The organism is Cytobacillus sp. FSL K6-0265 (assembly GCF_038003465.1).
Classification (GTDB): Bacteria; Bacillota; Bacilli; order Bacillales; family Cytobacillaceae; genus Cytobacillus; species Cytobacillus stercorigallinarum.
The window spans coordinates 3,417,365-3,440,401 of record NZ_JBBOPE010000001.1; the positions used below are offsets into that span (position 1 = coordinate 3,417,365).

At 37.0% G+C, this 23,037-nt stretch carries 21 protein-coding genes and 1 other annotated feature; of the genes, 7 read left to right on the plus strand and 14 right to left on the minus strand.

Going from position 1 to position 23,037, the window contains the following annotated elements; genetic code table 11:
- Positions 1-491 precede the first annotated feature (491 nt).
- The 4 genes from dat to MHH73_RS17190 all read right to left on the minus strand — a co-directional run bounded on the left by dat (position 492) and on the right by MHH73_RS17190 (position 5,527).
- On the minus strand, positions 492-1,358 hold the full coding sequence (dat, locus tag MHH73_RS17175) for a D-amino-acid transaminase (protein ID WP_191809826.1): 867 nt from the start codon (positions 1,356-1,358) through the stop codon (positions 492-494).
- A gap of 91 nt (positions 1,359-1,449) precedes the next feature.
- Entirely contained in the window at positions 1,450-2,865 is a 1,416-nt protein-coding gene (gene pepV, locus MHH73_RS17180; protein ID WP_191809824.1) for a dipeptidase PepV, read from the minus strand.
- A gap of 197 nt (positions 2,866-3,062) precedes the next feature.
- Positions 3,063-4,577 carry an osmoprotectant update ABC transporter permease/substrate-binding subunit OpuFB gene (gene opuFB / locus MHH73_RS17185; RefSeq protein WP_191809822.1) on the minus strand — a complete coding sequence of 505 codons (1,515 nt, stop codon included), beginning with the start codon at positions 4,575-4,577 and terminating at the stop codon, positions 3,063-3,065.
- Entirely contained in the window at positions 4,574-5,527 is a 954-nt protein-coding gene (locus MHH73_RS17190) for an ABC transporter ATP-binding protein (RefSeq protein WP_191809819.1), read from the minus strand. Before MHH73_RS17190 ends, opuFB begins: the two co-directional genes overlap by 4 nt.
- A 394-nt stretch (positions 5,528-5,921) precedes the next feature.
- Here MHH73_RS17190 and MHH73_RS17195 point away from each other — a divergent pair, with 394 nt between their 5' ends.
- A complete protein-coding gene (locus tag MHH73_RS17195; protein ID WP_095372193.1) occupies positions 5,922-6,143 on the plus strand; it encodes a DeoR family transcriptional regulator in 222 nt (73 codons plus the stop codon).
- 72 nt (positions 6,144-6,215) lie between these two features.
- On the opposite strand, the gene MHH73_RS17200 is transcribed toward MHH73_RS17195, so the two are convergent.
- Positions 6,216-6,944: a pseudouridine synthase gene (locus tag MHH73_RS17200; protein WP_191809817.1), complete on the minus strand. Its 729-nt coding sequence runs from the start codon at positions 6,942-6,944 to the stop codon at positions 6,216-6,218.
- A 96-nt stretch (positions 6,945-7,040) separates the two neighbouring features.
- Here MHH73_RS17200 and MHH73_RS17205 point away from each other — a divergent pair, with 96 nt between their 5' ends.
- Positions 7,041-7,244 carry a hypothetical protein gene (locus MHH73_RS17205; RefSeq protein WP_191809815.1) on the plus strand — a complete coding sequence of 68 codons (204 nt, stop codon included), beginning with the start codon at positions 7,041-7,043 and terminating at the stop codon, positions 7,242-7,244.
- Between the two features lie 379 nt (positions 7,245-7,623).
- Here MHH73_RS17205 and MHH73_RS17210 read toward each other — a convergent pair whose 3' ends face one another.
- Positions 7,624-9,417, minus strand: a complete 1,794-nt coding sequence (locus MHH73_RS17210; RefSeq protein ID WP_191809813.1) for a cation:proton antiporter — start codon at positions 9,415-9,417, stop codon at positions 7,624-7,626.
- 219 nt (positions 9,418-9,636) lie between these two features.
- Between MHH73_RS17210 and MHH73_RS17215 the strand changes: the two genes are divergently transcribed.
- From MHH73_RS17215 to MHH73_RS17230, 4 genes are all read left to right on the plus strand, one after another.
- Positions 9,637-10,281 carry a GntR family transcriptional regulator gene (locus MHH73_RS17215; RefSeq protein ID WP_191809811.1) on the plus strand — a complete coding sequence of 215 codons (645 nt, stop codon included), beginning with the start codon at positions 9,637-9,639 and terminating at the stop codon, positions 10,279-10,281.
- 27 nt (positions 10,282-10,308) lie between these two features.
- The gene (locus tag MHH73_RS17220) at positions 10,309-11,508 is read left to right on the plus strand and encodes a CaiB/BaiF CoA transferase family protein (RefSeq protein WP_225230350.1); all 1,200 of its coding nucleotides are present in this window, start codon (positions 10,309-10,311) and stop codon (positions 11,506-11,508) included.
- Positions 11,509-11,555: 47 nt separating this feature from the next.
- Positions 11,556-12,851 carry a CitMHS family transporter gene (locus tag MHH73_RS17225; RefSeq protein ID WP_191809807.1) on the plus strand — a complete coding sequence of 432 codons (1,296 nt, stop codon included), beginning with the start codon at positions 11,556-11,558 and terminating at the stop codon, positions 12,849-12,851.
- A gap of 80 nt (positions 12,852-12,931) precedes the next feature.
- The gene (locus MHH73_RS17230) at positions 12,932-13,210 is read left to right on the plus strand and encodes a hypothetical protein (RefSeq protein WP_191809805.1); all 279 of its coding nucleotides are present in this window, start codon (positions 12,932-12,934) and stop codon (positions 13,208-13,210) included.
- A 173-nt stretch (positions 13,211-13,383) separates the two neighbouring features.
- Here MHH73_RS17230 and MHH73_RS17235 read toward each other — a convergent pair whose 3' ends face one another.
- On the minus strand, positions 13,384-15,000 hold the full coding sequence (locus MHH73_RS17235) for a putative polysaccharide biosynthesis protein (protein ID WP_191809803.1): 1,617 nt from the start codon (positions 14,998-15,000) through the stop codon (positions 13,384-13,386).
- A gap of 242 nt (positions 15,001-15,242) precedes the next feature.
- Between MHH73_RS17235 and MHH73_RS17240 the strand changes: the two genes are divergently transcribed.
- Positions 15,243-16,523, plus strand: coding sequence for a BaiN/RdsA family NAD(P)/FAD-dependent oxidoreductase (locus MHH73_RS17240; protein ID WP_341069814.1), 1,281 nt, complete (start codon positions 15,243-15,245; stop codon positions 16,521-16,523).
- An 11-nt stretch (positions 16,524-16,534) separates the two neighbouring features.
- Here MHH73_RS17240 and MHH73_RS17245 read toward each other — a convergent pair whose 3' ends face one another.
- From MHH73_RS17245 to leuS, 7 genes are all read right to left on the minus strand, one after another.
- A complete protein-coding gene (locus MHH73_RS17245; RefSeq protein WP_095372184.1) occupies positions 16,535-16,717 on the minus strand; it encodes a sporulation protein Cse60 in 183 nt (60 codons plus the stop codon).
- Positions 16,718-17,039: 322 nt separating this feature from the next.
- On the minus strand, positions 17,040-17,288 hold the full coding sequence (locus tag MHH73_RS17250; RefSeq protein WP_341068320.1) for a MerR family DNA-binding transcriptional regulator: 249 nt from the start codon (positions 17,286-17,288) through the stop codon (positions 17,040-17,042).
- A 6-nt stretch (positions 17,289-17,294) separates the two neighbouring features.
- Complete coding sequence (locus tag MHH73_RS17255; protein ID WP_225230348.1) at positions 17,295-18,029, minus strand: ABC transporter permease; 735 nt, start codon at positions 18,027-18,029, stop codon at positions 17,295-17,297.
- Positions 18,029-18,745 carry an ABC transporter ATP-binding protein gene (locus tag MHH73_RS17260; protein WP_341068323.1) on the minus strand — a complete coding sequence of 239 codons (717 nt, stop codon included), beginning with the start codon at positions 18,743-18,745 and terminating at the stop codon, positions 18,029-18,031. Before MHH73_RS17260 ends, MHH73_RS17255 begins: the two co-directional genes overlap by 1 nt.
- Positions 18,746-18,831: 86 nt before the next feature.
- Positions 18,832-19,275: a hypothetical protein gene (locus tag MHH73_RS17265; RefSeq protein WP_341068326.1), complete on the minus strand. Its 444-nt coding sequence runs from the start codon at positions 19,273-19,275 to the stop codon at positions 18,832-18,834.
- 496 nt (positions 19,276-19,771) lie between these two features.
- Positions 19,772-20,077, minus strand: coding sequence for a rhodanese-like domain-containing protein (locus MHH73_RS17270; protein WP_191809797.1), 306 nt, complete (start codon positions 20,075-20,077; stop codon positions 19,772-19,774).
- 126 nt (positions 20,078-20,203) lie between these two features.
- Positions 20,204-22,618, minus strand: coding sequence for a leucine--tRNA ligase (gene leuS / locus MHH73_RS17275; protein ID WP_341068328.1), 2,415 nt, complete (start codon positions 22,616-22,618; stop codon positions 20,204-20,206).
- Between the two features lie 58 nt (positions 22,619-22,676).
- Positions 22,677-22,907, minus strand: a binding site (T-box leader).
- Positions 22,908-23,037: the final 130 nt, after the last annotated feature.

Genomic DNA, 23,037 nt, shown 5'->3' on the forward strand with positions numbered 1-23,037 from the left:
AAAAAGTCTACACTCGAAAATCATGAAAAATTTGGTATAATTTTTCAAAAAATCTGTTGAGAAATAAATAGTTGAAATAAAAAGAATCTACGTTTTAGTGAATTGATTTATTTTAATGATGTGGCCGCAAACTCACGGTGCCCGTATGTTGGGGGAGATTCGTTAGGGGTCAATATGATTATTTTGTTTACACACGATTTTTCACTAGAATTAAATCGGGTTTTCTCGCTTCTGACGTGTTTTGATGTAACCCCATCATTTTCACTTTTTGTCCACACTGTCTTCATACTCAGGGGGTGCGATTGATGAGTGTGTGTGCAATCAAGGAAGGTTTCATTTATAGCTGGACTTTATTCATGAAAAGGTCCTGTTAGTAATAAAAAAAGCACCTCACTTGTTAGATACTGTCTAACAAATGGGGTGCCTTCACCATAGCTTGTTTGATTTTACTTATTAGAAAGAATTCTATCCTATCTTTTTATTGATAGCCATTACACTGTTGTTGCTAAGCTTCCGCATTCGCTTTCAATCGCTGCATCAAATAATCCTTGAATTCTCTTCGTTAATACGCCAGGTACACCTTCACCTACTTGTTTTTCGTTAATTTGAACGATAGGTGTAATTTCTGAAGTTGTACTAGATAAAAATACTTCATCCGCTGTATTTAAATCATTTAATGAGAACGGCTCTTCCACTACCGGAATACCATCCTTTTCACAAACCTCAATCATTTTACGACGAGTGATGCCATTTAAAATCAGATTGGAAGCAGGATGCGTGTAGAGCGTTCCATCTTTAATAATAGAAATGTTGGATGAACTACCTTCTGTTACAACTTCCCCACGATGTTGAATCGCTTCATAACAGCCTTGTGATACAGCCTCTTGTTTAGCCATTACATTACCGAGTAAATTTAAGCTTTTAATATCACAAAGTAGCCAACGAATATCTTCTTTTAAAATGGCTTTGACACCATTTTCTAAATTCGCAAGCGGACGTGCTACTTCCTTCGTATAGGCAACAAATGAATGAGCCACATCAGAAGGAGGATATGGATGATTACGTGGAGCTACTCCTCTTGAGAATTGCATATAAATCGTTCCATGCTCTAATGAATTTTTTGTTATTAATTGTGTTAACAACTCTTTCATTTCATTAACAGTATAAGTTAACTCCATGCCAATTTTTTTAGCGCTTAAAATAATTCGCTCCAAATGTTCTGTCGCTGTAAACATTTTGCTATTATAGACGCGAATGACTTCATACACTCCGTCACCAAATTGGTAACCACGGTCTTCAATATCAACATTTGCTTCCGATCTTTCAATGATATTGCCATTAAAAATGACATAATTCATGATAGAGCATCTCCTTCAACGATTTCAATTTTCCTTTAAAGTGCTAAACTTCAACGCTATCTTACCAAGGAAAACAGCATTTATCAATAGATTATTTTGTCAATTCGTAGATTGCTTCTGCATAGATGGCCGTTGCTTTCAATAAATCTTCAATATACATATATTCATCTTTTTGATGGGCTACATCTTCTCTCCCAGGGAATAACGCACCAAAAGCTACGCCAGCTTTTAATGAACGCGCATAGGTTCCTCCACCTATCGAAAGCAACTCAGCTTCTTCCCCAGTCTGTTCTGTATACACTTTTTTTAATGTTTGAATAAGGAAAGAGTCGCCATCTACATGATGCGGTCTTGAATCATCTAGGTTTTCAAATAGCATCCCTAATGTTTTAGCCTTTTGTTCAATTTTCTGCAATGTAGATTCAATATCAGTCGTAACTGGATATCTCATATTTAAACCTAATCTGCCGCCAGTTTGTTGCTTGTAATAGATTTTACCTACATTGATTGTTAAGTCTCCGGTGATTTCGTCTGAGAAGGCAATACCTAACTGATTACCTCTAGAATCATTAGCAAAGTGTTTCGCTATGAAACCGATAAATTGGTCTGCTTGCTGATCTAGCTTTAAACTTGAAAGGAAATCTGCTAATAATAGTCCGGCGTTTTTACCCAAATTCGGCTCCATACCATGTGCAGATACCCCTTCAAGCTCAAGAATCAGTTCGCCATTATCCATATAATATTTACCTTGAAGTTCTTTTTCCTTTAAGAAGTCTACATACATTTGTACAACTTCAGTTGGCTCATATTGAACCATCAGTGACGCCTTAGCAAAATCAGGAACCATATTATATCTTTTACCTGACTGAAGTGAGAGCACTTTTACTTGGGAGGAAGCGACACCGCGAATAATTTCTTTTTGCACAAGATCAAAGTCAGCAATGCCCTTCTCTGCATAAATAATCGGAAAATCTGCATCTGGGGCAAAACCTAAAGTCGGCATTTCCTCTACTTCAAAGTATCGGTCCACACAACGCCAATCACTCTCTTCATCTGTACCAATAATCATCCTTACACGTTTGTTCATATCTACGCCGAGCTCTTTGACAATTTTCATTGCATAATAGGCAGCCATTGTTGGTCCTTTATCATCAATCGCCCCACGAGCAAAGATTTTACCATCTCTTATATCCGCCGCATAAGGATCACTGGACCAGCCATCTCCCTCAGGAACAACATCGACATGACAAAGAATGCCGAGTAACTCTTCACCTTGCCCAAATTCTAGATGACCAGCAAGATTCTCAACATTTTTTGCTATAAATCCATCGGTTTCTCCTAAATTTAATAAATAGGTTAACGCTTCTTTTACCCCTTTACCGAGCGGTGCATCAGATGTTGCATTTTCCTCATCTAGTACACTTTTAATTTGCAATAACTTTTGTGTATCTTTAATTAAGTCATCCTTTCTTTTCATGACTTCTTCTTGCCAATTAATATTACCCAATGTAAAAACCTCCTGCTATATGTAATCAACATCCTTCGTTTAAAAGGATTAATAAAGTAAGTGCTTTCATGGTTATTATAACACTACCCTCAAAAATATAACGATATGAACGGTATGTTTCTATTTCAAGGTCCACTCCACATGAAAAGTCCGAACAATTCATTCCATTGTTCGGACTTTCTTATCTTTCTTGTTTACTACTGGATAAGACCTTTCTCTTTTAAATATTTTTCTGCTACTTCTTTGGCACTTTCCCCATCAACATTCACTGCATAATTCATTTTTCGCATCTCATCGTCCGTTATCCTTCCTGCCAATTGATTGAGAGGATCAACAATTTCTGGATATTTTTCAATTGTTTCTTGTCTCAATAACGGTGCACCTTGATAAGGAGGAAAAAGTGATTGATCATCTTCTAGAACGGTTAGTCCATACTCTTCTAACTCAGAATCAGTTGAGTAGGCATCAACAAGATTGATTTCACCATTTTCCAAAGCGGTATACCTTAATTTAGGCTCCATTGTCACCACTTCAGAAAAACTTAGGCCATATAACTCCTGAATGCCGAGGTAACCATCTTCACGATCAGAGAATTCGAGTGTAAATCCTGGTTTCATCATGCGGTCAATTGCTTTTAAGTCGGATATTGTTTGAAGTTCATGTTCTTCGGCAAAGTCATTAAGAACAGCTAATGCATAGGTATTATTATAATCCATTGGTTCTAATAGAGCTAAATCGAATTCCTCTTGAATTCCTTCTTTTGCTTGTTCATAGACCGCTGTTTGGTCTGTGCTCACTGCTTCTTCCTTTAAAAACTCAGCAATCACTGTACCAGTGAACTCAGGATAAATATCAATACTACCGGAAGTTAACGCTTTAAAAACAAAAGAAGTCTTACCCAGTCCTGGCTGAAGCTCAACCGTTAAGTCTGTTTCTTCTTCAATCAATAATTTATACATATTGATAAGGATCTCAGGTTCTGACCCAAGTTTTCCGGCAATCTTCAAATCTTTCTCTTGTTGAAAGATATAAGGAAAAACCGCTATAAATAAGGCCATTATAGCGCCAATACTGACACCCACCATTACTTTCTTAAATGATAATCTCTGAAACCTTCTTAAAATAAAATCAAATAAAATAGCTAAAAGAGCCGCTGGAATAGCGCCAATCACAATCAATGTAGAGTCATTGCGGTCAATCCCTAGTAAAATAATCTCTCCTAGGCCCCCGGCACCTATAAGTGCTGCTAGAGTTGCCGTTCCTATAATTAGAACCATACCGGTACGGATTCCAGCCATAATGACAGGTATAGCTAGAGGGAGTTCAACTTTCATCAACCGTTGTGTAGATTTCATTCCCATCGCACTAGCCGCCTCTTTTAAGGCTGGATCAACTTCTTTAATTCCTGTATATGTATTTCTTAAAATTGGTAAAAGAGCATAAGCAACCAAAGCAATAATAGCTGGAATTTTACCAATTCCTAATAAGGGAATGAGTAAGCCAAGTAAAGCTAATGAAGGGATTGTTTGAATAACTGCCGTAACGCCAAGAATTGGTTCTGCAACTTTTTCATTTCTCGTTAAGATAACCCCTAATGGAATTGCAATAATTACCGCAAATAATAGACTAATAAACGAAATTTGCATATGCTCAATTAATGCACTGAACAATTGATCTTGTCTCTCTGATAAAACGTTAAAAAATTCATTCATACTCTCCCACCCACATCTTTCGCTTGAGTGGCTAAAAATTGAATCACACTCTCCCTTGTAATCATCCCAACGAGAGCACCATTTTCTTGGACCGCAATTTTTTCATGTGTGACCAGTTGGTTTAGCACTTGCTCTTTACTTATATTTGTCGTTACTGTTTCAGAAATTGATCCATCGCCCGTATCAAAAGGAATCATCACATGTTTAATGTCAAATGGATCAACAGTTTGATCAGTTGAACTAATGAATTCTTCAACAAATTGACTTTCAGGTTGATTCCTCAGTTCTTCGGGTGTACCAATTTGCACCACTCCTCCTTCATTCATCACAGCGATACGATCACCTAGCTTTAGCGCTTCTGTCATATCATGTGTCACAAAAACAATTGTTTTATTTATATTTCTCTTCATTAACAGTAAATCATCTTGTAACTTCACTCTCGTAATCGGATCAAGCGCACTAAATGGTTCATCCATTAATATCACTTCAGGATTGGCAGCTAATGCACGCGCGACACCCACTCTTTGTTGTTGACCCCCAGATAGCTCAGCAGGTTTTCTATTCCGATACGTACCTGGTTCTAATCCCACTAGCTCCAATAATTCTGTCACACGTTGATGAATTTTACTTTTATCCCATCTTTTTAATTCAGGTACAATGGCTATATTCTCTTCTACTGTCATATGTGGAAAGAGAGCGATCTGTTGCAGCACATAGCCGATGTCATAACGTAAATCATGAAGAGCATAATCACGAATATTCCTTTCATTTATTGTAATTGATCCACCGCTCGTTTCTTCTAAACGGTTAATCATCTTTAGTGTAGTTGTTTTACCACAGCCGCTTGGACCTATTAACACAAATAGTTCTCCTTTTTCTATGGAAAAATCCAAAGAATTGACGACTTCTTTTTCTCCAAAAGCCTTAGACACACCAGCAAATGTTATCATAAGTTTCCTCCAACTCAATCATTTCAATCTATACTAACTTCCCTAACATTTCATTCTGTAAACCAATAAATTATTTTTTTAATATTCAGAACATAAAACAGGCTCCTTTAGCCATATATATGATGTTAAAAAGAATGGAGGATGCTTTTGTATATTTAGAAGGAAAAAGAGAAAAATAATGTAAAATCATGCAAGTGACTAGAAATTGTCTGAAAATAGGTTTACAATATTAAATAAATAGTATGACATCTTGATTATTTCTTCTGTTAAACCAAAAAAGGAGTTGTCTCGGGAAAAAGAAGACTACATATAACTGAAAGGACATGTTTCTTGACTGAAACTGTCGGTTGCAGGCACTTGCCATGGGTTTATAAATTGGATAGGGAGTGGTTTTTTGAAACCTTCGACTAACCGGATGTTAAACCGTATCAAATCCGTTTATATGTTTATTCGGAAAAACGGAACTGTAACAACTCAGGAGCTTGTAGAGGAATTCGGTATCACTCCTCGTACGATACAGCGAGATTTAAATGTTTTAGCTTATAATGACTTGGTGAAAAGTCCAAGCCGAGGAAAATGGACGATTACACAAAAGAAAGTGAAGATGTCATCATAAGAAAATGACAAGCGAAAAGAAAGAAGCTCTTAAATTCGGGCTTCTTTCTTGTTACAAAGGTATAACTAGTCCTTACATTTCGTTACTTGGATCATAAGATAATAATTCTTCTAATTCTTCATCCGTTAATTCTCGATATTCTCCTAACGCAAGAGAATCATCAAGTTGAAGCGGACCCATTGTAAGCCTTTTTAAATAAATTACCTTTTTATCTACTGCCTCAAACATGCGTTTGACTTGATGAAATTTCCCTTCTGTAATCGTTAAATGAATTTCAGAGTTTGCCCCACTTTTTAATATTTCTAGTTTTGCTGGCTTCGTTTCATAACCATCATCAAGCTTCACACCTTTTGAAAAGGTATGAATATCAGCCTCTGTTACTCTATCATTAATAATGGCATAATATGTTTTTGGCACATGTTTTTTTGGCGACAATAACTGATGACTAAGCTTACCATCATTCGTTATTAGCAATAGGCCCTCTGTATCTTTATCCAGTCTACCTACAGGAAATGGGGAATAAACGATATCTTCCATCTCTAATAAATCAATGACGGTTTGATGCATCGTATCTTCCGTGGCAGAAATTACCCCGTCAGGCTTATTCATCATTAAATATATGTATTCTTTATACTCAATGATCTCACCATGAATATCCACTTCGTCCTGTTTTGGATCAATATGTTGTTTAGCATCTTTAATCTGCGAACCGTTAACCTTTACTGCTCCTTGCTTTAATAATTGCTTCACTTCTTTTCTACTTCCATAACCTAAGTTTGCTAACATTTTATCTATTCGCATCTTACTTACTCCTTTTATATCATCGTTCCTACGCACATATTGCCCATATCAACATAGACTAACATCATAGATTATTGATAAAGGAGTGCATGAAACATGTATTACTATCGTCAACAACCAACATTTTTCCCTATTCCAGGCTTCCCACCAAGCAATAACAGTACCAACCGTAGAATTGAACGTTTAGAAAATCAAGTACAGCGCTTAGAGCAACAATTTGATCGTTTAGAAAGAAGATTAGAAAGAGTGGAACGGCGCATTGGTATTAATCATCCATCACCGTCTCCACGCCCTTATTGAAGAATAGGGAAAGCTTAAAGAGGAATTTTTTTCCTCTTTCTACATATCCGCATATTCTCATTATGTCAGTCATAGTTAACCCTAGTATATCATCTACCTAACATAATGTAACTTACACATACATTGCTATTTGTTAGAGGACCCTCCACTATTTCTTTGTAATCTCCATTGATTCTGTCTGTTTTCATTTAAATGACAAAGGGAACCTAATTTCTGTTGCCCATAGTGATGAGACGAGTGTTTTTTTCTATTAACCAACATTTTCCACACCTCTTCATTCAGTTATATTAAATATTCTATGTAAGTCCTTTAATAAGTGATTAATAAACAATAGAAAATGAAAAACAAGACTGCATGATTCAATCATGTAATCTTATGTTTACTTCTTCACTTCTTCCAAATAAATAATCATATCTTCTTTATCAACAGAAGGTGAGTCCTTTAAGGTCTTAAAAGCGATCGATCCATCTTTTTTACGAACACATAAAGGATACCCATCCACTTGTGCTTGTTCTAATTTTTCATAACTGTCGTTTGCTTGTTTACTTTCTATCGAATAGGTTGTATTAATTTTCTTATTTAACTCTGTGAACACATGCTCTTCGTCAAAAAGGATATGCGCTTTCACAGTCGTTGGAAACCTTTCATCCTTTTCTTCATCCATTCGCTCAGTCGCTATGGTAAACGTTTTATTATAGCCGAATTCCGGAAGAAATGACTGCGTAACCAATGCATTATAATTAGGATCATCAGACATTACCAGGATGAATTCGTAAGGTGTTAAATCGATTTCGAATTGACTATGCTCATCTAGTATTTGTCCCGAGTAAGTTTCAATCCCCTTTTTTCGGATGAGCTTTAACTTGCCACTTGATGTGTCACTAATCAGTACGGGATTTCCCAACTCTTTTAGCTTGTATGCTAAAGCAATGGAAAAACTACTTGCTCCAACGATTAGTACACCAGGCTCTGTTTCAGATGCTAAGTTCAATTTTTTTGCCAGCGGCGCTAATGTAAAACCATGAGCACAAACCGTTATAAAAACGAGAGCAAAAGTTAATGTTGTAAGTAATCCTGCTTCTTGATAACCATCATCCATTAATGTCGTTGCGAAATAACCAGATACTGTTAATGCCACGATTCCTCTTGGAGCAATCCATCCAATTAATGTTTTCTCTCGATTGGTTAGTTCTGTCCCTATTGTTGATATCCAAATCGATAGTGGACGAACAACAAATAACATCACGATTACAAAGCCAATTATTTGGATACTAAAGACTTCTGCAATCGTCTCTCTTGTTAAGGAAGCTGTTAATAAAATGAATATTGTAGATGTTAAGATAACAGAGACATTTTCAATGAAGTGACTTATATTCCCTAGGGCAGATACTTTTTTCTTCTCTCTAGCTAATACAAGTCCCATCACTGTCACAGCAAGCATCCCTGTTTCATGCATAATAAGTTCACTTATGCCGAAACAAATGAACACAAGTGATAGTGTAATAGGGGATTTCAAGTATTCTGGAAACATCCCTCCGTTAGCCATCCAGCTCAAAATCTTTGCAAATATGTAACCAATCACAATCGCTAATAATGAAGCTAGTAGGAATTTTCCGAGCTCCATCATGCCTAATGTATCACTTACTAATACTTTAATAACCTCATAAGCAAATAAGGCGAGTAGCGGCCCTGCTGGGTCAACAATAATACCTTCCCATTTTAACAAAGCACCTACTCGAGGTTTAAGTTTGGACTGCCTTAATAGAGGGATTATAACAGTTGGCCCTGTAACGATAAATAAGCCACCGATGATAAAAGCCACCTCTAAGCTCAAGCCTGCGATATAGTGAGCTGCCAAAGATCCAAGAATCCAAGCAAGAAACGCCCCAACTGTAACTACCCGAAAAACGGATTTAGAAATACTACGAACTTCACGAATATCAAGCGTTGTACTACCTTCAAATAATATGACAGCTACAGCTAACGAAATAATAGGGCTATAAAGACTGCCTAAATCTTGTTCAGGATTCATTAGCCCAAATACTGGACCGATTATTAATCCAGCAATCGACATAATCACAATTGAAGGCCATTGAATCTTCCATGATAACCACTGCGAAAAGACCCCTAAAGCAATAACGAGAATAATTCCTAATAATCCAAATGACTCCATTCTATTCACTTCTTTCAACGAAATACGCGAAGGATTCACTTCTCTTCCTTTTTAGTAATTACCAATTCATTTTCACATTATCAATAAAAAGTAGGGAGAATGTTTTAGTTTGAATATATAAAATATACTGAAAATTTACTGTTGACAGTATACATTAAAATTTTTATGATAAGTACATATTGAATACGCTTACATTTTTTGTTGAAAGGAGTGGTTTGCTTGATTTCCATTATGAGAGAAACATTGACGGTACAAGTATATCAGCATTTAAAAAAGAGATTATTAGACGGATATTATCCTGGAGGGGAAAGATTAATAGAAGTAAAAATCGCTGAAGAATTTAACGTTAGCCGAGGGCCAGTACGTGAAGCTTTAAAAATGCTCATCCAAGAAGAATTAGTTGTACAAAACGGAAACACCCTTAAAGTATTTAGTCCCTCCCTAACAGATATGATTCAAATTTATCAAATTAGACAGCAATTGGAGTCGTTCGCAGCAAAGCTGTCTGCTAAAAACATTGAAAATTCCGACTTAGAATTATTAGAAAGCATTATTGATAAAACGAAACAAGCATGGTTATCGCAGGCGAAAGAGGATGTCGTAAGACTTAGTATACAGTTTCATGAAATCATCTTAAGCTCATCTGGAAATGATCATTTAGTTTCATTAACTAATACCATTCGTGACAAAGTAACCTATTTCCGAAATAGTGGGATTAAAATCGGCATACGAGACGAGAGTTGTATCGAAGAACACGCTCAAATTCTATCCGCACTTAAAGAACGAGATAGCTTAAAAGCAGCGAAGGAAATGTACAAGCATATCGAACAAGATTTACTCTCTTTACAAGCAATCTATCAGTAATTTTATTGATTAATAGAGGTGAAGAAAATGTCCAATAAAGCGTTATCTGGTTTAAAAGTTCTTGAACTGGGACAGTTAATCGCTGGACCCTTCGCATCGAAATTATTAGCTGAATTCGGTGCAGATGTCATTAAAGTTGAACCGCCTGCAAAAGGAGACCCACTAAGAACTTGGAGAGTAATAGAAGATGCAACTAGTCTTTGGTGGTATGTGCAATCTAGAAATAAGAAATCCATCACACTGGATTTAAAAAAAGAAGAAGGTCAAAAAGTTCTCCGAGCATTAGTGAAGGAAATTGATATTTTAATTGAGAACTTTCGTCCAGGTACCCTAGAGAAATGGGGTATTGGATATGAGGAATTAAAGAAAATTAATCCACGGTTGGTAATGGTACGAGTGTCTGGATACGGACAAGATGGACCTTACAAAGATAAGCCAGGGTTTGGATCAATTGGAGAAGCAATGGGTGGGCTCCGCTTTTTAACAGGCTATCCCGACCTCCCGCCAGTGAGGGTAGGCATAAGTATAGGTGATTCTCTATCTGCTCTATATGCAGTAATTGGTGCATTAATGGCAATTTATCACCGTGACGTAAATCATTCGAAAGAAGGACAAGTCATTGATGTTGCCCTTTATGAATCGGTGTTTAGTTTAATGGAAAGCATCCTCCCTGAATACGGAAGAAATGGTGTAATCAGAGAACGTACGGGTAGCACATTACCAGGTATCACTCCTTCAAATACATACCTTTGTTCTGATGGTAAATATATCGTCATTGGTGCGAATGGAGATACAATTTTCAAACGGTTAATGAAAACCATTGGCAGAGAAGAGCTTGCAAAAGATTCTCGTTTTGAAAATAATATCGGTCGATCTAAACATGCAAAGTATTTAGATCAGCTGATTGAAGATTGGACAAGTCAGCACCCACTACTTGTAGTCAAAGAGCTCTTAGATGAGGCAGGTGTACCAGCAGGATCGATTTATTCAATTGAAGATATTGTAAATGATCCACATTATCAAGAAAGAAATATGATACAAGAAGTACCTATTGAAGGAATCGGAACTTTGAAAATGCCAGGAATCGTACCAAAATTGAGTAAAACACCAGGTGAAATTAAATGGGCAGGTCCAAACTTAGGGTCACATACAGAAGATGTTTTAATGTCAGAATTATCCCTTACAAAAGAGCAAATTGCAAAGTTAAGAGAAAAAGGGATTATATAAAAGAAAAAAACATAACAGCTAATTAATAAAAAGGAGTGAATGTAAACTTGCTATCTCTATTAGGCTTCTGCATGATGATATCTTTTCTTCTTTTAGTACTAACTAAAAAACTTTCACCTGTTGTTGCTTTTGTCTTTGTTGCAGTAGCTTTTGCCATTATCGGTGGATTCAGCAATGAAATGGGACAACTGATGATGGATGGGATTATCCAAGTAACCCCTACAGCGATCATGATTGTTTTTGCGATCCTGTATTTTGGTTTAATGATTGATGTAGGGCTATTTGACCCGATGATTTCACGTATTTTAATGTATGTCAAAGGGGACCCATTAAAAATAGTGATGGCTACAGCTCTTATTACAATGATTGTTGGTTTAGACGGGGATGGTTCATCAACTTTTATGATTACCATATCAGCGATGCTACCTCTTTATAAGAAATTAGGAATGAACCGCCTTATTTTATCATGTGTAGTTGCCTTAGCTGCAGGAGTAATGAATATGATACCTTGGGGAGGCCCTTTAGTCAGAGCCACTGCTAGTTTAAATGTTGAAATAAGTGATTTGTTTATCCCTCTTATCCCAGCAATGATCGGTGGACTACTCTGGACATTTTTCTCTGCTTATATCCTAGGTAAGAAGGAAAGAGAAAGAATCGGTGTGATTCAAATATACACTGAGAGTTTCACAGAACAATCGAGTACAATAGAACAGAAAAAAACATCACCCACATTATTCTGGTTTAATTTACTTTTAACAATCGTATTAATGATCATGCTTATTATGGACGTATTGCCACTACAAATTTTATTTGCAATTGCTTTTTCTATCGCACTTTTTGTCAATTTCCGGGATCCAAAAGCGCAACAAGAGCAAATTTTAAGTCATGCAAATAACTTTGTATTAATCAGTACATTAATCTTTGCTGCAGGGATATTTTTAGGTGTCCTAAATGGAACGCAAATGATGGACGCGATGGCTGTTTCCATTGTTTCTATCATACCTGAAGGCCTTGGCCCTTACCTCCCTGTCTTCGTTGCGATAACTAGTTTACCGTTAGTATTTGTTTTCCCACCTGATGCTTACTACTTTGGTATTTTACCAATTATAAGTGAAACAGCAGCAAACTTTGGCATTGACCCAGTGGAAATAGGTAGAGCAGCTTTATTAGGCCATTCAACAACAGGCTTCCCTTTGTCTCCTTTAGTTCCTGCGACCTTTATTCTCATCGGGCTATCTGGTGTAGATTTTGGCGAGCATCAGAAGTTCCTATTTAAGTGGGCGTTTGGAACAACGATTGTGATGACCATTATTTCGATACTTACGGGTGCCATTTCCTTTTAGCAACGAATTTTTAAGTTTATACCACCCCCAATGAAACTTCCAGCTCATCATTCCGTCTACTCATAAAAAGGGGAATCCACTTGATAAAAAAAACATCTTATCTACTGCTATTTCTGTTCCTACTCTTTTTAAGTAGCTGTTCGACAGCACCAGAACCTAAAATTTCCGAACAACAAGCCAAGTCCATCGTTATTGAAAAAAATACAAGAACAATTGGGAAGGTAACTATCGTTTCAATTGAACAGAAAGGCAATAAATATATAATCAAATGGGAGAATCCAGAGAACTGTGAAAGTGGCGTTGAACATATGAACCACCAAAGCGGGGAAATCATTACAAGTGAAGTAACCATCTGTTAACATAAGCGATCAAAAAAAATGGCTAGGGATATATTTATTGGACTCTCTTGAGAGCTGCAACAAATATTTCCCTGGCCATTACTAGTTTCCTTGTAGGACAACATTTCATTAAGACGATACAGTAAAAAAAATGGCACCCAGCATAGATAAGCTGGGCGCCTAAAGACTAGATACTATTTCTTCAACTTCAGTTTAATTAAAATCCGATCGATTCTATCTCCAAATAATAGTGGTAATAGACGAATCTTATTTGCAAGATAGAAGTATACACTTGCACCTACTCCTCCACAAACAAACACAATGATAATTGCATGCCATCCAGAAGCTGGATTTAAGAAAATCATTAATATTTGATAAAGGACCCACGTAATAACAGTCATAACCAATGTAAGAATAATAATTAATAAACTGCGTCGAAATACAAATCTAAATTGGTAGCCTGAGAATATTTTAATGACAATCAAGTTGATTAAAATAGCCACAGCATAACCAAGTGCAGTTGCTAGAACTGCTCCCTCTGTTTCTAACCACTTAATTAGGGGTATATTTAATGCAAGCTTTACTAAAATCCCTACTAATAAACTAAGGATCGTAAAGCGCTGCTCATTGATCCCTTGTAGAATCGCAGCTGTCACTGCATAAAGGGCAAATAACATCGCCACTGGTGCATAAGCCCGCAGTACATCAGTGCCTAACTCACTATGCTCATAAAACAATGTGTATACTGGTTCAGCTAATAAAGCAAGGCCGACAACCGCTGGCAAAATTAAAAATAAAATCACTTGAAATGTTTGATTTAATTGACGGTTCATCGTTATACGATCATTTTTTATAAAAGAATTTGTAATAGTCGGTACGAGTGTTAATGAAAATGCAGTTGCTAAAGTAACAGGAATCATCACTAATTTATGGGTTTGATAGTTAAGTACCGAAAGTGCTGCGCCTGCTTCTGAACCAGTGTAGCCAATCGATTGCATTGCTTTATTAAACGTAGATAAATCAATCATTTGGAATAACGGATTAACCAATGCGACAAGTACAAAGGGAATAGAGTAAAGAATGATTTCCTTATACATGTCTGTAAGAGAAATATCCATTGTACCTTTATCTTTAACCAATAATTGATCTAAATAAGGCTTTCTTTTGTACCAATAAATAAACAAAACAGCTAAACTACCGATACCACCTATAAAGGCTGCAAAAGTAGCGACACTGACTGCTGTAACAAGATCGCCATCCATTACATAAATAACGACAAATGCCCCTGCAAGTAGAAAGGCAATTCGTACAATTTGTTCAACGACCTGAGATACGGCTGAAGGTCCCATTGATTGATGACCTTGGAAGAATCCGCGAATTAAGCTCATAAACGGGATAATGATTAAGGCAAAGCTGACCGCTCGAATAACGGAGACAATGTCTTGTAGCATTGCTACATCTTCTGGGTCCACAAAAATCTTCGCTAGCGTAGGCGCTCCCATATACATGATTAAGAAGCATGCAAACCCACTACAAAGCATAATAATTAAACCGGACTTAAACAGCTTCCTTCCGACTGCATATTCTTCTAATGCGTTATACTTTGAAATAAACTTTGAGACGGCAAGCGGTACACCCGCAGTCGCCACACTAATAAAGATTGTGTATGGTACATAAGAATAGTTATAAAGGATTGTTCCTTCGTTTCCAACGATTTGATAAAATGGAATCACATAAAATAATCCAAGAAACTTAGATATGAATGTACCAAGAGTTAAAATAAATGTTCCTCGTAAAAGCTTAGACGACATATAATCCCATCCTCTATTGTCCAAGCGCTACCAAAAGCGTGGTGTTTTCTATCATTCACAAAATTAAACTATACAACTTCTCATTCTACCATATGTTACGACAATAATAGACATATTTTTATCTCAGACGACTCTTTTCATTCTTAATGATTTTTTAAGAAGATGTTTAGATGTTGTATCTTTTGCTTTATAATAGCAAAGGTATGCTATTTTCATTGAAAGAGAAAAAGTTGGTGAAGAAAATGAAACAAACACAATATGATGTCATTGTCATTGGCGGTGGGCCATCTGGTCTAATGGCTGCCATTGGTGCTGCAGAGAATAAAGCAAAAGTATTACTTATTGATAAAGGCAATAAATTAGGTAGAAAACTGGCGATTTCAGGTGGTGGCCGTTGTAACGTGACTAATCGGCTCCCAATCGATGAAATCATTAAACATATTCCTGGTAACGGACGCTTTCTTCATAGCGCCTTCTCCATTTTTAGTAATGAAGATATTATCCGTTTTTTTGAGAAGCTTGGTATCGCCTTAAAAGAGGAAGACCACGGTAGGATGTTCCCTGTAAGTAATAAAGCACAATCTGTTGTTGATGCGCTACTTACAAGGCTAGACGAATTGAAAGTAACAATAAAAACAAATAGTCCTGTTGCTGATATTCAATTCCAACCAGAGAGAAGCCATACAGTCCAATTACATTCCGGTGAACAGTTTCACGGAAAAGCTGTTGTGCTAGCAGTGGGAGGCAAATCTGTACCCCATACAGGATCTACAGGAGATGGCTACGGTTGGGCAGAGAAAGCTGGACATACGATTACAGATTTATTCCCGACTGAAGTTCCGTTAACATCTAGCGAATCATTTATAAAGAACAAAGCGCTACAAGGACTCTCTTTGCGCGATGTGGATGTAAGTGTATTGAACCCTAAAGATAAGCCATTAATTACACATCGAATGGACATGATTTTCACCCATTTCGGGCTAAGCGGACCTGCGATTTTAAGATGCAGTCAATTCGTCGTTAAAGCGATGAAGAAGTGGAAACTAAACAAAGTAAACGTACGCATTAATGCCCTACCCGAGCAAAATGCTGAGAAGACTTTCCAAGAGATCGTAACACTTAAAAAAAATGAACCGAAAAAGAGTATTAAAAACTTGCTAAAAGGGATCGTTCCTGAAAGGTATCTTCTCTTCCACTTAGAAGAAGTAGGCATTGACCCAACCACACAGGCAGCAAGTATCACAAATGAACTGCTTCGTTTATTCGTTAATCGACTACACGATTTCCGCATTGAAATAGATGGTACATTACCATTAGAAAAGGCCTTTGTAACAGGTGGGGGCGTTTCTGTCAAAGAAATTGAACCACAAACAATGGCATCGAAAAAAATGGATGGATTATTTTTTTGCGGAGAAATCCTTGATATCCATGGCTATACAGGCGGCTACAACATTACCTCCGCTCTTGTCACAGGACGTCTAGCAGGGAGTAATGCTGCTCTAAGGAAAAGCGTAACTACTTGATTTTAAAGTAGTTACGCTCTATATATAACCATCGCCGAAAAACAATAAATTTGCTCCTCATCTTCTTCTTGCATCGCAGCAATATTATATTTAATATCAACAAGCTTTTGTTCTTCAACCTTTTCTAAAAAACGGTTCATCGCAACCTCTAGATCTTTTTCATGTTCTTGGTCAAATAACTTTACCTTGATCATTTGATGAAAACCCCCTCCATGGGAATGAGTATTTTTATTTATTATTAACAGAAAATTCGTAATATATACACGAGTATAAGGTGATGAAATGAGGAGGCTTAAACGTATTCTTTTAACCACCATTTGCCTATCTTTCTTGTGGGTGATGGGAGATATCAGTAAATCAATCACTCATTCGAATGCTACTTGATGTCTTGACAATCCTTTACTTTGGTTTTTTTAGTTGAATATAACCATCCCTCTGCAATCTCAGCTGCTTCTAACGCTCTTTCATATGCCTTGCTTACACGTAGTGAATGTTTTTCAGCCTGTTCATATGCTTTCAGAAATTGTTTCTGACCACTTTGCGCACAACCTCTCTTTCACTGTTACGGATATTTCCTTGAATAATTTCACATCGAAAAGCTAACCTCGCTATTTTCAATTGGAAGAGGTGTATTTCATCATATTGTCTATATCCATTAACAGCACGAGGAGCAGGAGAAAGATATCCCCACTCCTCGTAAACTCTCACTGTATTAGGATGAACGCCCATACTATCAGCGATTTCTTTAGTTAAATAAACCAACATATCCCACTACTTCCATCTAAAATATTTAATTGAAAGGAAGCTACTAATTAATACACATGCCGTCATTGCTACAATTGGATAAATCATGTCGCTTAGAACTCCGCCTAAGCTTACTTCCTTAAGCAACTGAATACCTTGTGATAAAGGCAGGAACGCAAAGACATTCTGTAAAATTTCCGGAAAAATTTCAAAAGGTATGGTTGCACCTGAAAATAGAAGCATTCCGAAATAGGCTAACGACCCCCATAAATTCGCTGCTTTTTGATCGGGAACTACACTTCCGATGAGTATACCAATGCTATACATTGCAATTAAAACAAACAAATAACTGCAAAGAAACAAACCAAAGGAGCCAGCCATTTCATAATTGAAAACAAAAAGATAAACCGCTGTCACACCTAGGAAGGACAATATTGAAGCAATAAATTGAACGAATGCCTGTGCACAAAGCAAAGTTAAAGGCGAAGCAGGGGTCACCTGAAATCTTTTTAAAATATGGCGATGACGGTAATCAGCAATGGTAAGTGGTAGTCCCATTACACCTGTAGCTAATATACTAATTGTGACAACTGCTGGATAAGATTGCAGGAACATTGTATTTCCTTGGGTAAACAGTTCATTATTCATAATATAACCAAATAAAAAGGCAACAATGATTGGAAAAATGATACCGAAGATCAGGATATCTAGACCTCTCCAAACGAGTTTCGCTTCTATTTTTGTTAAAGTATAAAATGTCATTATCTTTCCCCCTCTTCATCTGTTAAAGCTAAATAGGCATCCTCCAGTGAAGCTTGCCCTGAATAAGTGATCACTTCTGCTATCGTTCCTTCACATATGATATGTCCTTTCTTTAAAATCATAATGCGGTCGCAAAGTGCTTCTACTTCATCCATATAGTGAGAGGTAAGGACAATAGATAATCCTTCACGCTTATAATCAATTAACGTTTGCCACAATTTTTTTCTTGCTTTCGTATCTAAGCCCGTAGTTAATTCGTCTAGAAAGACCAATTCCGGGTTGGGTAACAATGCCAATAACACAGCTAGTCTTTGTTTTTCACCGCCTGACAATGATTTAACTAATGAATTCTCTTTATCTTGTAAGCCAAATTTGGTCAATAAAGATTGATATGGCTCAGTGTGCTTATATAACACACTCCATTGCTGACAGCTTTCAGCAACGGTCATTTTGTCTGGAAAGTGAGATTCTTGAAATTGCACACCCACTTTCTCAAAAACTTGCTTTCTATTATGAATAGGAGATTGTCCTAATATAGAGACTTCCTGATAAACAGCAGGCCTAATTCCTAGCACAGCTTCTATCAACGATGTCTTTCCTGCACCGTTTTCTCCTAGTATTCCCAGTACCTCTCCTTTTTGAATGGAGAAACTAATCTTATCAACCACCGTTTTCTCCCCATAACTAACGGACAATTCCTTTACCTTCAGTACCATCAACTCACTCCCTTTTCTAAGAATAGATTCACATCATAGCAAAAGAAATGTAGGGTGGTGTCTTATTGGAGGCTTTGAAAATTTTTTTATTTATTTTCTGATAATAGTATACCGATGATTTGCGTGAGCGGTTCTTTATCTAGGACTCTATAATAAGTAGGTTTTTTATTTTTGTAGTGTATTGCGATGGCTTCTTCATATACGCTAATACTTCTCTCATTTTCAGCTGTCTTCGTTATAAACCCAATTCTATACAGTTCTTTAGATGCTGTGCGGTGAGATCTTTTTAATTCAATATCTGCCAGAAGTGAGCGTATTTCTTTCAGTTGTTTATCATGATCGTCTTTATTTAAAGAAACAGTTTCTGTTGTTCCACTAGTCGCTATAATGATAGAATATAGGTTTTCCTCCGATACTTGTACGACCTCATTTAAACCTAGCTTTTTCTCAGAAAGATAAAATTGATATACACCTATGGACAAAAATAATAGAACAATTACCGATAAAAAAGAGATGATTTTTTTACTCATTCTTTCTCCTTTCGTATCTATTTAAACAATCGTTCGAAGTAAATAAATTGAATTTTTATAATATTATACCTATAATAGAGTGAATTGTTAACAGGTGGTGTAAATATGCAATTTATGGTGGGACAAGCGAAAGCAAGGTAGCAATCATCGCTCTTTCGCCTCTTGGTGAAGGAAAAGAAATTTTTTCCTCTCTCAGCAGTGAGTTAAATGACTATCGCAGCTCTGATCAATCCAGCACTTTGTGTGGGTAACATTTAAGTTACGAACCTAATCTGACTAAGCAAACCGAAATTAGGTACACACCCCGCGATTCTTCATCAAATATACCTTTACCATAGCACTTACACCTAATTGCATTCTCCTTTTGCTACAATCTCAGCAATGGGTTCTCCTCGTATTCTAGAATTCCATCTTCCTTTCCTGAATTAAATGCGATAGCTTTTATACGACAAAAAAGAAGACCTCCTAAAAAAGAGGCCTTCTTCATACGTACCAATTATTTTGTTTCGCCTTCCCACTCAAGCATACCGCCGACCATATTTGTCACTTGATAGCCTTGTTCTTGCATAAAGCGACAAACTTGTCCACTACGATTCCCTGAACGGCAAATCATAATATATTCTTTGTCTTTATCAAACTTATCAAGGTTTTCAGGAATTGTCCCCATCCTAATATGCTTTGCACCAGGAATGATGCCTTGAGCTACTTCGTCATCTTCCCTTACATCTACAAGTTCAAGTTGTTCTCCTGCTTCTAACTTTTTCTGTAATTCTTCTGTTGTGATTTCTTTCATACCAGTCATCCACTACCACCCTTTCCATTATCGTTATCTCTATTTTAAAGAAGTGTTTATCGAAATGCGAATATTACATTCGCATAGGGAAAAGGGTAGCTCTTTTCATAAGCTACCTCTTTTTCCGAAAGAAACTTAATTAGCGACAATATTTACTAGCTTCCCAGGAACAGCAATTACTTTTCTGACTGTTTTGCCATCAATTTGTTCTTTGATTTTATCATCATCCATGGCAATTTGCTCTAGAACATCCTTTTGTGCATCAACAGGTACCATTAATTTCGCCTTCACTTTACCGTTGATTTGGATAACGATCTCTACTTCATCATCTGTCATTTTCGCTTCATCGTATGCTGGCCAAGCTTCATAAGAAATGGTTCCTGTGTGACCAAGGATTTCCCATAGTTCTTCTGCAATATGTGGAGCAATTGGGGCCAACATTTTTACAAACCCTTCTGCATAAGCCTTTGGAAGAATATCGGCTTTGTAGGCTTCATTGACGAAAACCATCATTTGCGAAATAGCGGTATTGAAGCGTAATCCTTCAAAGTCCTCTGTTACTTTTTTCACTGTCTGATGATACACTTTTTCTAGTTGAGATACTTCTACATCCTGCACTTTGCTACTTAAGCTATGATCTTCTTCAGCAAGCAAACGCCAAATTCGGTCCAAAAAGCGCCTAGAGCCATCTAATCCATTTGTAGACCAAGCAATTGAGGCATCAAGTGGACCCATAAACATTTCATATAGACGAAGTGTATCTGCTCCATGACTTTCTACAACCGCATCAGGATTAACAACATTCCCTTTTGACTTACTCATTTTTTCATTATTTTCTCCAAGAATCATGCCTTGGTTAAATAATTTTTGGAATGGTTCTTTCGTATCCACTACACCGATATCGTATAATACTTTATGCCAGAAACGAGCATATAATAAATGAAGAACAGCATGTTCAGCTCCACCAATATAAATATCAACTGGTAACCATTCTTTTAATTTTTCCGCATCAGCTAATGCTTCACTGTTTTTCGGATCAATATAACGTAAATAGTACCAGCAGCTACCTGCCCATTGTGGCATTGTGTTCGTTTCACGGCGACCTTTTTTACCTGTTACAGGGTCGGTAACATTTACCCACTCTTCAATATTAGCTAACGGTGATTCACCTGTACCAGATGGCTTAATCTCCGTTGTTGTTGGCAAAATTAAAGGTAACTCTTCGTAAGGAACTCCCGTCATTGTACCATCTTCCCAATGGATAACAGGAATGGGTTCACCCCAATATCTTTGACGACTAAATAACCAATCACGTAAGCGATATGTCACTTTTTTCGTCCCAATCTCTTTCTCTTCTAGCCAAGCGATCATTTTTGTAATCGCTTCTTCTTTACCTAAGCCATTTAAGAAATCAGAATTAATATGTTCGCCTTCACCAGCATAGGCTTCTTTAGATATATCTCCACCAGCTACGACTTCTTTAATAGGCAAGTTAAATTCTTTGGCGAAATCATAATCACGCTCGTCATGAGCTGGAACAGCCATAATCGCACCTGTACCATATGAAGCAAGCACATAATCAGCAATCCAGATCGGCATTTTTTCACCGTTAGCAGGGTTAATTGCATAAGCGCCTGTGAATACACCTGTTTTTTCTTTCGCTAAATCTGTTCTTTCTAAATCACTCTTTGTTTTAACTTTTTCAATATAAGCATTAACTGCATGACGTTGCTCTTCTGTTGTAATCACATCAACTAGTTTATGTTCTGGTGCAAGAACAGCATATGTGGCACCAAATAATGTATCTGGACGTGTCGTAAACACTTCAAACGTACCTTTGTCACCTTCGATATGGAAAGTCACTTCAGCACCTTCAGAACGGCCAATCCAGTTGCGCTGCATATCCTTCAAACTTTCTGGCCAATCAAGTAAATCAAGATCCTCTAGTAAACGGTCAGCATATGCAGTTATTTTTAGCATCCATTGGCGCATTGGTCTTCTTTCTACCGGATGATCACCACGTTCACTTTTCCCATCAATTACCTCTTCATTAGCAAGCACAGTTCCAAGTGCAGGACACCAGTTCACTGCTACTTCATCGATATAAGCAAGACCTTTTTCATAAAGCTTTAGGAAAATCCATTGTGTCCATTTATAATATTCCGGGTCTGTTGTATTAATTTCACGATCCCAGTCATAAGAAAATCCTAATGATTTAATTTGACGGCGGAATGTGTTAATGTTTTTCTCGGTAAATTCAGCTGGGTCATTCCCTGTATCAAGGGCATATTGTTCAGCAGGTAAACCAAATGCATCCCACCCCATTGGATGAAGGACATTATACCCTTGCATTCTTTTCATACGTGCAAGTATATCTGTTGCTGTATATCCTTCAGGGTGTCCCACGTGTAAACCTACACCAGACGGATAAGGGAACATATCTAACGCATAGAACTTTCTCTTCCCTTTTTCTTCACCTGTTTTAAATGTTTTTTGTTCTTCCCAGTAGTACTGCCACTTACCTTCAATTTGCTGATGATTAAAGCTCATCTTCTTTCCTCCTAAAAAATGCTACGTTTTTAAGTATAAAAAAACCCCTCATCCCTCAAAAAGGGACGAGAGGATTATGTATATCTCCCGCGGTACCACCCACATTAACAGTTTACAGTTAACTGTTCACTTCATTCATCCTTAACGCGGAGTACGGCAAGTATTACTGTTATTTTCACACTTGCTGCTCAGTAGGCGAGTTCATGAAAGGACCTGACTAGCTTACACCAACCGCTAGCTCTCTAATATCAGGCTTCCTAGCATTACTATTCCTCATCATTGCAGTTATAAAATATTCATATTGACATTGTAATCAATTTCAATGGTTGATGCAAGTAGGCTTTCACAAGTTACTATAGATAAGTATAAGCTATTCAAGAAAAGCGAAATCGTGACAATTTTTTTATCCATGTATTTCT

Excerpts from the sequence above, each read along its gene's own strand:
- MHH73_RS17220 (WP_225230350.1), top strand. The coding sequence starts at position 10,309 with ATGTCCAATAAAGCGTTATCTGGTTTAAAAGTTCTTGAACTGGGACAG.
- MHH73_RS17190 (WP_191809819.1), bottom strand. The coding sequence starts at position 5,527 with ATGATAACATTTGCTGGTGTGTCTAAGGCTTTTGGAGAAAAAGAAGTC.
- leuS (WP_341068328.1), bottom strand. The coding sequence starts at position 22,618 with ATGAGCTTTAATCATCAGCAAATTGAAGGTAAGTGGCAGTACTACTGG.
- dat (WP_191809826.1), bottom strand. The coding sequence starts at position 1,358 with ATGAATTATGTCATTTTTAATGGCAATATCATTGAAAGATCGGAAGCA.
- MHH73_RS17205 (WP_191809815.1), top strand. The coding sequence starts at position 7,041 with ATGTATTACTATCGTCAACAACCAACATTTTTCCCTATTCCAGGCTTC.
- MHH73_RS17240 (WP_341069814.1), top strand. The coding sequence starts at position 15,243 with ATGAAACAAACACAATATGATGTCATTGTCATTGGCGGTGGGCCATCT.
- MHH73_RS17255 (WP_225230348.1), bottom strand. The coding sequence starts at position 18,029 with ATGACATTTTATACTTTAACAAAAATAGAAGCGAAACTCGTTTGGAGA.
- MHH73_RS17260 (WP_341068323.1), bottom strand. The coding sequence starts at position 18,745 with ATGGTACTGAAGGTAAAGGAATTGTCCGTTAGTTATGGGGAGAAAACG.
- MHH73_RS17265 (WP_341068326.1), bottom strand. The coding sequence starts at position 19,275 with ATGAGTAAAAAAATCATCTCTTTTTTATCGGTAATTGTTCTATTATTT.
- opuFB (WP_191809822.1), bottom strand. The coding sequence starts at position 4,577 with ATGAATGAATTTTTTAACGTTTTATCAGAGAGACAAGATCAATTGTTC.
- MHH73_RS17200 (WP_191809817.1), bottom strand. The coding sequence starts at position 6,944 with ATGCGAATAGATAAAATGTTAGCAAACTTAGGTTATGGAAGTAGAAAA.
- MHH73_RS17250 (WP_341068320.1), bottom strand. The coding sequence starts at position 17,288 with ATGTTGGTTTATTTAACTAAAGAAATCGCTGATAGTATGGGCGTTCAT.
- MHH73_RS17235 (WP_191809803.1), bottom strand. The coding sequence starts at position 15,000 with ATGTCGTCTAAGCTTTTACGAGGAACATTTATTTTAACTCTTGGTACA.
- MHH73_RS17210 (WP_191809813.1), bottom strand. The coding sequence starts at position 9,417 with ATGGAGTCATTTGGATTATTAGGAATTATTCTCGTTATTGCTTTAGGG.
- MHH73_RS17270 (WP_191809797.1), bottom strand. The coding sequence starts at position 20,077 with ATGACTGGTATGAAAGAAATCACAACAGAAGAATTACAGAAAAAGTTA.
- MHH73_RS17245 (WP_095372184.1), bottom strand. The coding sequence starts at position 16,717 with ATGATCAAGGTAAAGTTATTTGACCAAGAACATGAAAAAGATCTAGAG.